The sequence below is a fragment of the Microbacterium sp. NPDC057659 genome (assembly GCF_042799915.1).
Lineage (GTDB): Bacteria > Actinomycetota > Actinomycetes > Actinomycetales > Microbacteriaceae > Microbacterium.
In genome coordinates, this window is the sequence record NZ_JBHVHU010000001.1 from 748,911 (window position 1) to 763,145 (window position 14,235).

16 protein-coding genes and 1 tRNA gene are annotated in these 14,235 nt (G+C 69.7%); 9 read left to right on the top strand and 8 right to left on the bottom strand.

The annotated features are described in order from the left end of the window. Positions 1-25 precede the first annotated feature (25 nt). Genes ilvD through ACFVAE_RS03620 form a run of 4 tightly spaced genes read right to left on the bottom strand, consistent with a single transcriptional unit; the run spans position 26 to position 5,270 of the window. The gene (ilvD, locus tag ACFVAE_RS03605) at positions 26-1,759 is read right to left on the bottom strand and encodes a dihydroxy-acid dehydratase (protein WP_378887949.1); all 1,734 of its coding nucleotides are present in this window, start codon (positions 1,757-1,759) and stop codon (positions 26-28) included. Positions 1,760-1,768: 9 nt separating this feature from the next. After that, positions 1,769-2,566: a trehalose-phosphatase gene (otsB, locus tag ACFVAE_RS03610; RefSeq protein ID WP_378887951.1), complete on the bottom strand. Its 798-nt coding sequence runs from the start codon at positions 2,564-2,566 to the stop codon at positions 1,769-1,771. After that, entirely contained in the window at positions 2,563-3,987 is a 1,425-nt protein-coding gene (locus ACFVAE_RS03615; RefSeq protein ID WP_378887953.1) for a trehalose-6-phosphate synthase, read from the bottom strand. Before ACFVAE_RS03615 ends, otsB begins: the two co-directional genes overlap by 4 nt. 53 nt (positions 3,988-4,040) lie before the next feature. After that, complete coding sequence (locus tag ACFVAE_RS03620; RefSeq protein ID WP_378887955.1) at positions 4,041-5,270, bottom strand: MFS transporter; 1,230 nt, start codon at positions 5,268-5,270, stop codon at positions 4,041-4,043. Positions 5,271-5,418: 148 nt separating this feature from the next. Here ACFVAE_RS03620 and ACFVAE_RS03625 point away from each other — a divergent pair, with 148 nt between their 5' ends. Beyond that, complete coding sequence (locus ACFVAE_RS03625) at positions 5,419-5,697, top strand: hypothetical protein (RefSeq protein WP_378887958.1); 279 nt, start codon at positions 5,419-5,421, stop codon at positions 5,695-5,697. Between the two features lie 3 nt (positions 5,698-5,700). On the opposite strand, the gene ACFVAE_RS03630 is transcribed toward ACFVAE_RS03625, so the two are convergent. From ACFVAE_RS03630 to ACFVAE_RS03640, 3 genes are read right to left on the bottom strand one after another with little or no spacing between them, the layout of a single operon-like run. Beyond that, entirely contained in the window at positions 5,701-6,879 is a 1,179-nt protein-coding gene (locus ACFVAE_RS03630) for an acetyl-CoA C-acetyltransferase (protein WP_378887960.1), read from the bottom strand. Next, the gene (locus ACFVAE_RS03635; protein WP_378887963.1) at positions 6,876-7,529 is read right to left on the bottom strand and encodes a CoA transferase subunit B; all 654 of its coding nucleotides are present in this window, start codon (positions 7,527-7,529) and stop codon (positions 6,876-6,878) included. The genes ACFVAE_RS03630 and ACFVAE_RS03635 overlap by 4 nt, the downstream gene beginning before the upstream one ends. Positions 7,530-7,531: 2 nt before the next feature. Beyond that, on the bottom strand, positions 7,532-8,302 hold the full coding sequence (locus tag ACFVAE_RS03640; RefSeq protein WP_378887965.1) for a CoA transferase subunit A: 771 nt from the start codon (positions 8,300-8,302) through the stop codon (positions 7,532-7,534). Positions 8,303-8,408: 106 nt separating this feature from the next. On the opposite strand from ACFVAE_RS03640, the gene ACFVAE_RS03645 reads away from it, so the two are divergent. From ACFVAE_RS03645 to ACFVAE_RS03660, 4 genes are read left to right on the top strand one after another with little or no spacing between them, the layout of a single operon-like run. Continuing rightward, positions 8,409-9,203, top strand: a complete 795-nt coding sequence (locus tag ACFVAE_RS03645; protein WP_378887967.1) for an IclR family transcriptional regulator — start codon at positions 8,409-8,411, stop codon at positions 9,201-9,203. Positions 9,204-9,238: 35 nt separating this feature from the next. Then, a complete protein-coding gene (locus ACFVAE_RS03650) occupies positions 9,239-9,670 on the top strand; it encodes a MarR family winged helix-turn-helix transcriptional regulator (RefSeq protein ID WP_378887970.1) in 432 nt (143 codons plus the stop codon). Beyond that, positions 9,667-10,890, top strand: a complete 1,224-nt coding sequence (locus ACFVAE_RS03655) for an MFS transporter (RefSeq protein WP_378887973.1) — start codon at positions 9,667-9,669, stop codon at positions 10,888-10,890. The genes ACFVAE_RS03650 and ACFVAE_RS03655 overlap by 4 nt, the downstream gene beginning before the upstream one ends. Before the next feature lie 37 nt (positions 10,891-10,927). After that, on the top strand, positions 10,928-11,410 hold the full coding sequence (locus ACFVAE_RS03660) for a YbaK/EbsC family protein (protein ID WP_378887976.1): 483 nt from the start codon (positions 10,928-10,930) through the stop codon (positions 11,408-11,410). 4 nt (positions 11,411-11,414) lie between these two features. Here the strand turns inward: ACFVAE_RS03660 and ACFVAE_RS03665 are convergent, their stop codons facing one another. Then, complete coding sequence (locus tag ACFVAE_RS03665) at positions 11,415-11,912, bottom strand: hypothetical protein (RefSeq protein ID WP_378887978.1); 498 nt, start codon at positions 11,910-11,912, stop codon at positions 11,415-11,417. Positions 11,913-11,994: 82 nt separating this feature from the next. Here ACFVAE_RS03665 and ACFVAE_RS03670 point away from each other — a divergent pair, with 82 nt between their 5' ends. The 4 genes from ACFVAE_RS03670 (at position 11,995) to ACFVAE_RS03685 (ending at position 14,231) form a co-directional block, all read left to right on the top strand. Then, positions 11,995-12,555, top strand: a complete 561-nt coding sequence (locus tag ACFVAE_RS03670; RefSeq protein WP_378887981.1) for a histidine phosphatase family protein — start codon at positions 11,995-11,997, stop codon at positions 12,553-12,555. 95 nt (positions 12,556-12,650) lie between these two features. Next, positions 12,651-12,726 (top strand) — tRNA-Lys (locus ACFVAE_RS03675). 86 nt (positions 12,727-12,812) lie between these two features. Next, a complete protein-coding gene (locus ACFVAE_RS03680) occupies positions 12,813-13,619 on the top strand; it encodes an inositol monophosphatase family protein (protein ID WP_378887984.1) in 807 nt (268 codons plus the stop codon). A gap of 45 nt (positions 13,620-13,664) precedes the next feature. Further along, on the top strand, positions 13,665-14,231 hold the full coding sequence (locus ACFVAE_RS03685; protein ID WP_378887986.1) for a hypothetical protein: 567 nt from the start codon (positions 13,665-13,667) through the stop codon (positions 14,229-14,231). The last annotated feature ends 4 nt before the right edge of the window (positions 14,232-14,235 follow it).

The following is a 14,235-nucleotide window of genomic DNA, read 5'->3' on the forward strand; positions in this document are numbered from 1 at the left end:
CGGAATCGTCGGGATGCCGGAGCACTCAACCGGTCGTGGCTCCTTCTGCAGCGGAGCGCACGAGTCGGGAGTACTTGGCGAGAACGCCTCGGGTGTAGCGCGGAGGAAGCGGCTCCCAGCCCTCACGGCGGGAGCTCAGCTCGGACTCGTCGACGAGTAGGTCGAGAGCACGAGCCGCGATATCGACCCGAATAAGATCACCATCGCGCACGAAGGCGATGGGACCTGCGTCCACCGCTTCGGGTGCTATGTGGCCGATGCACAGGCCGGTTGTGCCGCCTGAGAATCGTCCGTCTGTCAAGAGTAGTACATCTTTTCCGAGCCCCGCGCCCTTGATGGCGCCCGTGATCGCGAGCATCTCGCGCATTCCGGGGCCGCCCTTCGGGCCCTCGTAGCGGATCACCACGACGTCTCCGGCGCTGATCTCTCCCGCGGCCAGAGCGTCCATCGCGGCACGCTCGCGCTCGAACACCCGTGCCGGGCCCTCGAAGACATCGGCGTCGAAGCCGGCCGACTTCACCACGGCACCCTCGGGGGCCATCGATCCGTGCAGGATCGTGATGCCGCCCGAGGAGTGGATCGGGTTGTCGAACGTGTGGATGACCTCGCCGTCCACGGCGTCGGGGTTCAGGTCGCGCAGGTTCTCGGCGACGGTCTTGCCGGTGACGGTGAGCGCGTCGCCGTGCAGCAGTCCCTCGTCCAGCATCGCCTTCATGATGACCGGGATGCCGCCGTGACGATCGACGTCGTTCATGACGTAGTTGCCGAACGGCTTCATGTCGGCGATGTGCGGCGTCTTGTCGCCGATCCGGTTGAAGTCGTGCAGGGTCAGGTCGATGCCTGCCTCGCGGGCGATCGCCAGCAGGTGCAGCACGACGTTCGTCGAACCGCCGAGCGCCATCGCCAGTGCGATGGCGTTCTCGAACGACTCCTTGGTGAGGATGTCCTTCGTGGTGATGCCCTGGCGCAGCAGGTTGACCACGGCCTCGCCGGAGCGGTGCGCGAAGTAGTCGCGTCGGCGGTCGGCCGAGGGCGGCGCCGCCGAGCCGGGCAGGCTGAGGCCGAGTGCTTCGGCGACGGATGCCATCGTGTTGGCGGTGTACATGCCACCGCAGGCGCCCTCGCCGGGGGCGAACGCGCACTCGATGCGCTTGAGGTCCTCCTCGGTCATACGACCGGCACGACACGCTCCGACGCCCTCGAAGGAGTCGATGATCGTGATCTCCTTCTCGGTGCCGTCCGAGAGCTTGACCCAGCCGGGCGCGATCGAGCCGGCGTAGAGGAACACGCTGGAGAGCCCCAGGCGGGCGCTCGCCATGAGCATGCCGGGGATCGACTTGTCGCAGCCGGCCAGCAGCACGCTGCCGTCCAGGCGCTCGGCCATCATGACCGTCTCGACCGAGTCGGCGATGACCTCGCGGGACACCAGCGAGAAGTGCATGCCCTCGTGGCCCATCGAGATGCCGTCCGAGACGGAGATGGTGCCGAACTGCAGCGGGTAGCCGCCGCCGGAGTGCACGCCCTCCTTCGCGCCCTGCGCGAGGCGGTCGAGGCTGAGGTTGCAGGGCGTGATCTCGTTCCAACTGGACGCGATGCCGATCTGCGGCTTGTCCCAGTCCGCGTCGCCCATGCCCACGGCACGGAGCATGCCTCGGGACGTGGTGGCCTCGATCCCGTCGGTGACGACGCGGCTGCGGGGCTTGATGTCGATCTCTGGAGCGGCGCCGGGCGCGCCTGCGGATGCTTCGTGGGAGGACATGACGGAAGTCTATTCCCGACCGGCGCCCCGCTCGGCCGCGATGACGCCGAGGAGCGCCGCGATCTGTTGTGGATTCTCCACACGAAGGTCCGCCGCGCTCTCCCCCGGTCCGACCCGCACGCCCAGGTCACCCGGATGCAGCGAGCGCAGCGCGTCCTCATCGGTGACGTCGTCGCCGGCGAACACGACAGCCGTCGCGGCGAAGCGCTCGCGGAGCGCCGCGATCGCAGCATCCTTCCCCTCCTGCCGGGAGGAGAACTCCAGGATGCGGCTCCCTGTCCTGCGCCGCCAATGCGGGGCGCGGCGCGCCATCAGCTGGTCGACGGCGGAGAACGCCTGCGCCTCCACCGCCGGGTCGGCCGGGCGTCCGTGGATGCCGAGGCCGTAGGTCTTGCGCTCCAGCTCAACGCCCGGATATGCGGCGAGGAGCTCCTCGACGTCCACCCAGAGCTGCTCGCGCAGGGCGCGCTCCTCGGGCGGGTCGACCGGGTCGGTCTCCCCCGTCCCCGGGATCCACTCCTGCGCGCCGTGCGAGCCTGCCAGAGCCACCGGCGAGGCGTCGTCGTGCTCGGCGATGATGCGCAGGTGGTCCAGACTGCGTCCCGAGACCAGCGCGACCAGTGTGTCGGGCAGCGCGGCGAGGCGCTCGATCGCAGCCGCGGCCTCGGGCACGGCCCTGGCGCTCATTGCATCCACCACGAGCTCTGAGAGCGTGCCGTCGAAGTCCAGGGCGACGAGCAGCCGGGGCGTGCGAGCGACGGCGTCGAGCGCCGCATCCGCTGCTCCGGGCGTCCAGGTGCGGGTCATCGGCCGCTCTCCTGCCGCTTCGCGCGCGCCTCGGCGAGCGCATCCAGGAAGGACGTGGACCAGGCGTCGACGTCGTGCTCGAGCACGCGCTTGCGCAGCGAGCGCATCCGCCGGCCCTGCTCGGGCGGCGGCATCTCGATCGCCGTCATGATCGCCTCCTTGAGACCCTCGATGTCGTGCGGGTTCACGCGCACGGCCTGGCGCAGCTCGTCGGCGGCGCCGGTGAACTCGCTGAGCACCAGCGTCCCGCGGTTGTCGAACCGGGTGGCCACGTACTCCTTGGCGACGAGGTTCATGCCGTCGCGCAGGGCGGTGACGAGCATGACGTCGGCAGCGAGGTACAGGGCCACCATCTCCTCGCGCGGGAATCCCTGGTGCAGGTACCTGATCGCGGTGTGGCCGGTGGTGTCGTGGTCGCCGTTGATCCGGGCGACGGCGAGCTCGATCTCGTCGCGCAGATGCACATAGGCGTCCACACGCTCGCGACTCGGGCTCGCGACCTGCACGAACGTGACGTCCTCGACCGAGATCTTGCCCTGCTCGAGCAGTTCCCCGTACGCCTTGATCCGGTGCCGGATGCCCTTGGTGTAGTCCAGCCGGTCCACGCCGAGCAGGATGCGTTTCGGATGCCCGAGCTCGGCGCGGATCTCGGCCGCCCTGGCGCGGATGTCCGGTCGCCGAGCGAGCTCGCGGTACGGCGTCGTGTCGATCGAGATCGGGAAGGCCTTCACCAGCGGGGCGTGCCCATCGGCCTTGTTCACCGTTGATGCCTTGACCTCGTGTCTGAGGCGGCGCCGCACGGCGGCGAGGAAGTTCGTGGCGTCCTGTGCGCGCTGGAAGCCGATCACGTCGGCGCCGAGCAGCCCGTGCAGCACCTGGTCGCGCCACGGCAGCTGGGCGTACAGGCCGTGCGCGGGGAACGGGATGTGGTGGAAGTAGCCGATCGTGACGTCAGGGCGCAGCTCCCTGATCATCGCCGGCGCGAGCTGGAGCTGGTAGTCGTGCACCCAGATGGTGCCGTTCTCGGCGCAGACCGCGGCGGCGGCCTCGGCGAACCGGCGATTCACGCGCACGTACGCCTCCCACCACTCGCGGTGGTACTGCGGGGGTGCGATCACGTCGTGGTACAGCGGCCAGATCGTGTCGTTGGAGAAGCCCTCGTAGTACTCGGCGATCTCCTCGGCACTGAGAGCGATGGGGATCAATCGGATGCCGTCCGCCGTGAAGGGTGCGAGTTCCAGATCGGGCTGCCCCGCCCAGCCCACCCAGGCGCCGTCGACGTGACGCATCATCGGCTCCAATGCGGCCACCAGGCCGCCGGGCGACGTGCGCCAGCTCTCCTCGCCGTCGGGGGTGACGACTCTGTCCACGGGCAGCCTGTTGGCCACCACCACGAACTCCGCCCGTTCGCTGCGCGACACGCATCCTCCCGTCCTGTCGCCGGCGACGGCGACCTCGCTTACAGGTCTACAGGCTATCGAGCGAGTCGGCGCGGGGAGTTCAGCACGTGGTTCACGACACCCGCGACGACCACGATGGCCGCCGCGACGATCGGCAGGTACAGCGCGGCGGTCGTCCCCGCGGTCTCGGCCAGTCGTCCGGTGACGGCGGCCCCCAGCGACTGCCCGACGATGATCGACGAGCCGAGCATCGTCATGACCGTCGCCGAGCGGCCGGCGGGGGTGTGCGCGGCGCCGAAGCTGTACTGGGTCACCAGGGTCGGTCCGATGCCGATGCCCATCAGTCCCAGCGCCAGGCTCATGCTCGGCACGTCGTGCACGACGAAGAGCAGCAGGGTCCCCGCGAACAGGATGCCGGAGAACAGCAGCCAGCGGTTGCGCAGGCTGAAGCTCGGCGGCAAGAACGCCACGCCGAGCGCGAGCACCGCGGAGCCGACACCCATCACGCCGTAGAGCAGGCCCGCCTGCTCAGGATGACCGCGGTCCTCCATGAAGCTCGTCAGCGCCGTGAGCATGGTGCCGAAGAACAGGCCCACACCGAACATGCCGACGACGACCACCAGCAGCCGCGCACGGAACAGTTCGCGCACGGGGGCGATCACGCCGCCCTCCGCCTTGCGTGCCGCAGCGATGTGCGACCCGCTCGGATGCAGCGCGAAGGCGCCGACGAACAGGATCGTCAGGCCCGCGCCGATCACCAGCGGAGCCCAGGGCGCGATCATCGAGGCGAGCACGCCGACCAGGAACGGGCCGAACACGAACACGGTCTCGTCGGCGGCCGACTCGTAGGCCATGGTGGCGCCGATGACCTTCGGCCGGCGGGCCTTCGGCATGTTCTCGGTGATCATCGTGACCAGGCGGGAGCGCGACATCGGCGCGACCTGCGGTGCGGTGGCGCCGATCGCGAAAGCGGCGATCAGCATCACGGCATCCGGAGTCTCGCTGTAGACGGCGACGGTGAACAGCACGAGCGCGGCGGCGTTCGCGACGGCGATGATCAGCAGCACGGGACGCTGGCCGAACCGGTCGGCCGCCGCGCCCAGCAGCGGACCGATGCAGGCGGTGCCGAGACCGACGGCCGCGGAGGTGAGCCCGCCCAATGAGATCGAGCCGCGCACCGCGACGGCGAGGGTGAGCACGCCGACGACCATCATGGCGAACGGCAGTCGTGCGATGAACGCGATGAGGAAGTACGGAAGGCCTGCCAGGCGGATCAGGCTCGGTGACGAAGTGGTCTGTGTCATGGCTCTCGCGCGCCGGATCGGCGCGGGGTCGGGTGCCGCCGCTGTCCGTCGGGGTGCCGACGGCCGGTAGATACACAGCTGGCGGATGCGTGGCATCCTGCCGTCATTCTACCGGGCGCGTCGGACGGGAACCCGATAGCGTGGTCGCATGCGCTACCTGTTCAGCACCGGCCTTTTCGCCGCGATCACCGCAGGGATCTCGCTGCTGCGCGGCACCCGCGACGTGCCGATCACCTGGCGGGCACTGCTCGCCTGGGCGAGCTGGGCCATCACCCTCGCCTTCGCGATCGGCGCCGTCGTCGACATGCGCCGCGACGAGCGCGGCATCGCCGTCGCGGTCGACTCCCCGATCGCGCCCGTCCAGGCGAAGCGGGCCAAGAAGCAGGCGAAGCAGCTCGAGAAGACCGGGAAGGCGACGAAGCGCTGACCGTCAGCGGGTGAGGATGAGCGCCTCGCCCTGACCGCCACCGCCGCACAGGCCGACGGCCACGGTGCCGGACCCGCGGCGCACCAGTTCGTGGGCCATGTGCGCGACGAGTCGGTTGCCGCTGGCACCGATCGGGTGCCCGATGGCGATGCCCCCGCCGTGGATGTTGACGATGTCCTCACTCAGTCCGAGCTCGTCCTGCGAACGGGCGACGACTGCGCCGAAGGCCTCGTTGATCTCGACGAGGTCGAGGTCGGCCGGCGTGATGCCCTGCTTCTCGCAGGCGCGGCGGATCGCCTGCGCCGGCTGCGCCTGCAGCGAGTTGTCCGGGCCAGCGGTCTGACCGCTCGCGCCGACGACGGCGAGCACCGGCCACCCCTTGGCCTCGGCGTTCTCGCGGGTGGTGAGGATCACCGAGGATGCGCCGTCGGAGATCTGCGAGGAGTTGCCCGCGGTGATCGTGCCGCCCTCCGCGAAGGCCGGACGCAGCTTCGCGAGCGTCTCCATCGTGGTCTCGGGGCGCACGCCCTCGTCGCGCGTGAGGACGACGGGGTCGCCCTTGCGCTGCGCGACCTCGACGGCGACGATCTCGGCGTCGAAGACACCGGCATCCGCGGCTGCGGCCGCGCGCTGGTGCGAGAGCTCCGCGACCCGGTCCTGGGTCTCGCGGGTCTGGCCGTACCTGGGGTTCTGGCGCTCGGTGGACGCCCCCATGCTCTCCTTGTCGTACACGTCGGTGAGGCCGTCGTACGCCATGTGGTCGAGCACCTCGACCGTGCCGTACGTCCAGCCGTCGCGCGAGCCCATCAGCAGGTGCGGCGCACGAGTCATCGATTCCATGCCGGCCGTCACGACTGTGGTCGCATCGCCGAGGCGGATCATCCGCGCAGCGTCGATGATCGCGGTCAGGCCCGACAGACACACCTTGTTGACCGAGCTGGCCGGAACATCCCACCCGATGCCGGCGCCGATCGACGCCTGGCGGGCGGGGTTCTGTCCGGAGCCGGCCGGCAGCACCTGGCCGACGATCACGGCGTCGACGTCGACCGGGTCGATGCCGCCCTGCGCCAGTGCGCCCTTGATGGCGAGCGAGCCCAGCTGCGGCGCGGTGAAGCCGGCCAACTGGCCCTTGAGCCGTCCCTGCGGGGTGCGGGCGGCGGCGACGATGACGATGTCGCTCATGAGTTCTCCTTCAGTCCTTCTGAGACGATCAGTTCGGGTTCGGTCGCCTCGATCACTTCCGCCACCGAGACGCCGGGGGCGGTCTCGATCAGCACCAGACCAGCATCCGTCACGTCGATCACGGCGAGGTCTGTGATGATCCGGTGCACCACGCCGCGGCCGGTGAGCGGCAGCGAGCAGTCGTTCACGATCTTCGCGCTGCCGTCCTTGGCGACGTGCTCCATGAGCACGATCACCCGGCCGGCACCGTGCACGAGATCCATCGCGCCCCCTGGGCCCTTGACCATCTTGCCGGGGATCATCCAGTTGGCGAGGTCGCCACGGACGGACACCTGCATGGCGCCGAGGATGGCGGCATCGATCTTGCCGCCGCGGATCATGCCGAAGCTGGTCGCCGAGTCGAAGTAGGCTGCGCCGGGCAGCGTCGTGACGGTCTCCTTGCCGGCGTTGATGAGGTCGGGGTCGACGTGCTCCTCGGTCGGATACGGGCCGACGCCGAGGATGCCGTTCTCGGACTGCAGCACGACCGTGACGCCCTCTGGCACGTAGTTGGGCACCAGGGTCGGCAGGCCGATGCCGAGGTTGACGTAGGCGCCGTCCTGCAGCTCCTGCGCGGCGCGGGCGGCCATCTCGTTGCGGGTGAGTGCCATGATCAGTTCCCCTCCCGGACGGTGCGCCGCTCGATGCGCTTCTCGATGCCGGTACCGACCTCCACGATGCGATGCACATAGATGCCGGGCAGGTGGATGCAGTCGGGGTCGAGCTCGCCCGGTTCGACGAGCTCCTCGACCTGAGCGATGCAGACCCGCCCCGCCTGCGCGGCGAGCGGGTTGAAGTTGCGCGCGGCCTTGTTGAAGATCAGGTTGCCGTGGCGGTCACCGCGCCAGGCGTGCACCAGGGCGAAGTCGGTGACGATCGACTCCTCGAGCACGTAGTCGTGCGGAGTGCCTGCGGGCGCGAAGCTGCGCACCTCCTTGGCCGGTGATTCGACGGCGACGCCGCCGCTGCCGTCGTAGCGACGCGGCAGACCGCCCTCGGCCACCTGCGTGCCCACGCCGGTCTGCGTATAGAACGCCGCGATGCCGGCGCCTCCGGCGCGCAGCTTCTCGGCGAGCGTGCCCTGCGGGGTGAGCTCCAGTTCGAGATCCCCCTCGAGGAACTGCCGCTCGAACTCCTTGTTCTCGCCGACGTACGAGGACGTCATCTTGCGGATGCGCTGCGCGCCGAGCAGGATGCCCAGCCCCCAGTCGTCCACGCCGCAGTTGTTGCTGACGATGCTGAGGTCGGTGGTGCCCTGGGCGTGCAGGGCCTCGATGAGCTTCATCGGGTTGCCAGAGAGCCCGAATCCGCCGACCGCCAGCGAGGCTCCGTCGGGGATGTCGGCGACCGCCTCAGCAGCCGACGCCCATTGCTTGTCGATCACGCGTCACTCCTCTGTGATGGGGTACTCCCCCAGCATCCGCCTCCGCCGCAGGCGACGACAACCGGATGCTTGCGATGTGGTCACCGCGACGACTAGCGTCCACATTATGGAATCGACCTCGGCAGCCAGACGCACGGTGCCCGGCGCACAGGCGATCGCTCGCGCCACTCGGCTGCTGCGTCTGGTGACCGCGGCGGCGGACGGCGCCTCTCTGCAGGAGCTCGCGCGCGACGCCGAGCTGAGCCGATCCACCGCGCACCGGATGCTGACCGCGCTGCAGGTGGAGGGCCTGGTCGATCAGGATCGCGCCACAACCCTGTGGATGCCGGGCCCCGAGCTGTATCTGATGGGAACAGTCGCCGCCGCGCGCTACGACGTGACCGAACTGGCGCGCGACATCGTGCGCTCACTGGCGGTGAAAACCGAGGAGAGCGCCTTCCTCTCGGTGCGGCGCGCCGACGAGACCGTCTGCCTGCTGCGCGAGGAGGGCTCCTTCCCCATCCGGTCCTTCGTGCTCAGCGAGGGGGTGCGGTTCCCTCTCGGCGTGGCCAGCGCAGGCCTCGCGATCCTGTCGTTCCTGCCTGACCACGATGTGGATGCCTACCTCGACCGGCATCCCGAGCTGCCGGAGCGATGGGGCCGTGTGCACGGCATGAAGCCGCTGCGCAGCAGGCTGGCCGAGACCAAGGCCCGCGGTTACGCGGTGAACCCCGGTCTGATCGTGGAGGGATCCTGGGGCATGGGTGCGGCCGTCTTCGACCGTGACGGCCGTCCGGAGTGGGCGCTCAGTCTCACCGGCGTCGAGTTCCGCTTCGGGCCCGACCGCCTGCCCCAGCTGGGCCGCACGCTGCTCGCGCACGCGCACCAGCTCTCGTCTCGGATCGCCGGTTCGCGGCGCTGAACTCATTACATACCAGGAGGTATATACTTCTTGGTATGGATCGCGACGAGATCATTCCGACGATGGTGCTGTCGTCGTACGCACTCGGGCGGATCGCCGCCCAGGATGCGCGCAACGAGGCACCCGCCGCCCAGTGGCGAGTGCTCAGCCTTCTCGAGGAGAAGGCGGCGCAGCGCGTGGGCGCTCTCGCCGCAGCTGCCCGAACCACCCAGCCAGGGATGACCCGTCTCATCGGGGACCTCGAACGGGCGGGCCTGGTCGCGCGCACGCCCGACCCGGAGGATTCGCGGGCAACCCTCGTCAGCGTGACCGACGCGGGTCGGCACGCGATGCAGGCCTGGCGGACCGCGTTCCGTGCGACCCTCGCACCACGCTTCGCCGGCCTCGCGGACGAGGACTGGGAGGTCCTCGCCCGGGCAGCGCAGATCCTGCACGACCACAGCAGAGAGACAGGAGAATCTGAATGAGTACGACCACAGGATCGGTCTGGAGACAGCCCGCGCAGGTATGGGCGGTGGCGTTCGCCTGCGTCGTCGCGTTCATGGGCATCGGCCTCGTCGACCCGATCCTGCCGGCCATCGCCGAGTCGCTCAAGGCGACGCCGGTGGAGACCGAGCTGCTGTTCACCAGCTATCTGCTGGTCACCGGACTGGCGATGCTCATCACCAGCTGGGTCTCCAGCCGGATCGGCGCCAAGGCCACTCTGCTCACCGGGCTGGGACTGATCGTCGTGTTCGCGCTGCTCTGCGCCACCAGCGGCAGCGTCGAGGCCGTGATCGGCTTCCGCGCCGGCTGGGGTCTCGGCAACGCCCTGTTCATCTCCACCGCGCTCGCGACGATCGTCGGCGCGGCATCGGGCGGCAGCGCCGCGGCGATCGTGCTCTACGAGGCAGCCCTGGGCCTCGGCATCGCCGTCGGACCGCTGCTGGGCGGTCTGCTCGGCGAGGTCAGCTGGCGCGGCCCGTTCTTCGGCGTCGTCGTGCTGATGGCCATCGGCTTCATCGCAGTGCTGACGCTCGTGCGCGGCAAGGGCGAGAAGCGCGAGCCGGTCCCGTTCTCGGCGCCCTTCACCGCGCTGGGCCGGCCCGCGCTGGCGATCCTGGCGGTCGCCGCCCTGTTCTACAACATCGGCTTCTTCGTGCTGCTCGCCTTCTCCCCGTTCCCGCTCGGGTTCGGTGCGATGGGCATCGGCTTCACGTTCTTCGGCTGGGGTGTCGCCCTGGCGATCACCAGCGTCTGGGTCGCCCCCGTGCTGATGCGCCGGATGCGTCGCACCACCATCATCCTGACCGTGCTGCCGCTGCTGGCCGTCGACCTGATCGCCGCAGGGCTGGTCGTGGCCGATGCGATGTGGCTCGTGGTCTGCATCATCGTCGGCGGCCTGCTGCTCGGCATCATGAACACGGTGCTCACGGAGGCGGTCATGGAGGCGACGGACCTCCCGCGCTCCGTCGCATCCTCGTCGTACTCGGCAGTGCGCTTCCTCGGCGGCGCGGCCGCCCCGCCGCTGGCGGCGCTGCTGTGGCACCACTACAACGCGACGGTGCCGTATCTGTTCGCCGCCGCGTCCGTCCTGATCGCCGCGCTCACCGTCTTCCTCGGCCGCAGGGTGCTCGCGCACATCGACGACGAGGGCGACGGCGCCGGAGAAGACGCTGAGGCTATCCTCGTGGGGGACGCGGCCTGAGCCGCGCCTTCCCCCGACCCGAGGAGACGATGACGTCGTGACCACCGAGCAGCCCCTTCCTCCGCGCACGCGCATCGTGGTCGAGCATCTGGCCGCGGCTGGCGTCGACACCCGCGTCGTCGTGCTGCCGGACTCGGCCCGCACCGCAGCCGAGGCCGCAACGGCGGTGGGCTGCCAGGTCGGCGCGATCGCGAACAGCCTCGTGCTCACGGCCGACGGCGAGCCGGTCCTGGTGATGACGAGCGGCGCGCACCGCGTCGACTTCGCCGTCCTGGGCGCCGCGCTCGACGCATCCGAAGTCGCCATGGCCCCCGCCGCTCTCGTGCGTGAGGTCACCGGTCAGGCGATCGGCGGGGTGGCCCCGGTGGGCCACCCCGCACCGCTGCGCACCTTCCTGGACGAGGATCTGCAGCAGCATCCGCAGATCTGGGCAGCGGCGGGCACGCCGCACTCGGTGATGCCACTGACCTTCGAGCAGCTGCGCACCCTGACCGGCGGGACGCTCGTCCGCGTGGTCTGAGGGGCTACTCGACCATCAGGTCGTCGATCTCCAGATCGTCGTCGAGCAGGCAGTAGACAGTCGTGTCGGGGAAGTTGTCCGTCGCGACGTAGAGCAGCGTGATGCCGCCGTCTCCGAAGACGACGACACCGTCCAGGGTGATGTCGTCGGCGAGGTCGGTCAGCAGATCGTCCAGATCGGACTCGTCGTCCTCGGCCGCCGCCTCGGCGAGGGCGCGCACGACGTCGCGCTCGATGCCGTCCAGGGTCTCCTCGCTCAGCCGCGCGAGCGCATGCTCGGCCGTGGCCTGCATCTCGTCCAGGTCCGGGAGGTTCTCAGGATCGATGCCCCCGCCGCCTCCGTCGTCGTCATCCTGATCGTCGAGGTCGTCGTCCTCTCCCTCTTCGAGGTCGAAGTCGTCGTCGAAGTCGTACTGCACCGTGACGCGCCGACCGCCGGGAAGCTCGGCGGTCGCCGTGAGCGCGCCGTCCTCGTCGGTGTCGATCTCGTCGAGCTCGATCATGGGGGCCTCCTCGTGAGTGCCATGATCCCACCAGGATGCGCAGGACGGAAGAGCCGAACACGCCGTCTGCCAGACTGCTCGGATGGATCGACTCCTCCTCGCTCGGCATGCGCAGGCCGACGGTCACGACCACGCCGACCCCGCACTCAGCGCGGTCGGCGAGGAACAGGCCGCGCTGCTCGCGCATCGACTCTCCGCCGAGCCCGTCGTGCACCTGCTCAGCAGTCCGCGACGGCGCGCGAGGCAGACGGCCGCCGCCATCGCGCAGCAACTCGGACGGGAGCCCGAGGTCGGGCCCTTCCTCGACGACCGCACGCCCATGCCCTCCGCCGGACACTGGGACGACTATCCGGAGCACCGGTGGGACTGGCTGCGAGAGACCCCGGAAACGGAGCAGGACGAGGACGGCGCCGCACTGGACGCGGCATGGCAGCGGCTCACCGGGATGCTGGACGACGCCCCTGGCACTCTCGTCGTCGTGACGCACGCGTTCGTCATCGGCAGCTTCGTCGCCTCCGCGCTCTCCGCACCACCCTCGGCCTGGATGCTGCTCCCCGTCGGGAACGCGACGATCACCGAGCTCCAGCGCCGCACGAACGGCGAGATCGCACTCACGAGGTTCAACGATGACGCACACCTCTGAGCCGACGCACGACGACGCGCCCGGGAGTGCGGCGCGGATTTGTCCAGGACCCCCGCGACTGGTAACGTAATTCCTCGTTGCCGGACAAGCAACACGCACCTCTAGCTCAATCGGCAGAGCAACTGACTCTTAATCAGTGGGTTCTGGGTTCAAGTCCCAGGGGGTGCACCAGATACCCCGTCTCATCAGGTTCTTCGATGAGGCGGGGTTTCTCGTTGTCAGGCGGTTCTCATACCTTCGCCCACTAGTCTGAGAGCGTGACTCCCTCCCCTGCGGACAGCTCCCTCGACGATGACCTCGAGCTCGCCCTTCGGCTCGCCGACGCGGCCGACGCACAGTCGCTCCCGCGGTTCGACGCCGCCGATCTCGAGGTGTCGCTGAAGGCGGATCGCTCGCACGTGACGGATGCGGATCTCGCCACCGAGCGCGCCATCCGCGACATCATCGCCGCAGAGCGCCCCGGCGACGGCATCCTCGGTGAGGAGTTCGGCACCGGCGGCGACACGCACCGCCAGTGGATCATCGACCCGATCGACGGCACCGCGAATTTCCTGCGCGGCGTGCCGCTGTGGGGCACCATGATCTCGCTCGCGATCGACGGCATGCCCACGATCGGCGTCGTCAGCATGCCCGCTCTGGGGCGCCGCTGGTGGGGAGTGGTGAACCGGGGCGCGTGGACCAACGCCGACGGCGGCTACCGGCCGATCACGGTCTCGGAGGTCGACTCCCTCGATGACGCGAGCGTGAGCTTCCAGAGCATCACCCAGTGGGCGGACGCCGGGCACCTGCCCGAGCTGCTGGCGCTCGCCGAGCGGGTCTGGCGGGACCGCGCCTACGGCGACGTGTACAGCTACATGCTGCTCGCCGAGGGGCGCTTGGAGATGGTCGCCGAGTTCGACGTCAAGGAGTACGACATCGCGGCCGCCGTCGCGATCGTCCGCGCCGCCGGCGGGCGCTTCAGCGCGTTCGACGGCTCCGACTCGATCACCGACCGCTCCGCCCTCGCGACGAACGGCGTCCTGCACGACGCCGTCCTCGAACTCACTCGCAGCGCTGCGAGCTGACCAGCCTCGGCGATGCCCCGCATCCCGACCGACCGACAAGAGACGATGACCCCCCGCATCCCGCTCGCCGCCTCCGGCCTCCTCGCGCTCGCGCTCGCGATCACCGCCTGCGCTCCCACTCCTGAGCCCGCGCCCACGAAGACCACGGCGGAGAAGCCCGCTGAGACCCCCGCGGCGACCGCGGCGGCGGAGGAGCCCGAGCCGACGCCGACGAAGGGCGCCGACCCGACCTGCGAGACCATCATCTCCGAGGGCACGGTGAAGGCGCTGGAGGATCAGGGCTGGACCGCCGAAGCCGCCGACTTCACCATCGGCGAACTCGTCCTCGACGGCGGCATCCTGTGCAGCTGGGCCGACTACTCCACGGCATCCGATCATGGCCAGCAGTACGGCTGGGCGCCGATCGATGCGGAGACCGCGTCCGAGGCGCAGTCGGCGCTGCTCGCCGAGGGCTGGCAGCGGGTCGACGGCGAGGACGGCGTCATCACGGAGAACCCGAAGTACGCCTTCGCGACCGATGACGACGGTTACGGGCTCACCTACCTGTTCGGCGACGGCTGGGTGAAGTACGCCGACACCAAGCAGGGCCTCGTCCTCATCGACTGGAAGTGAACCG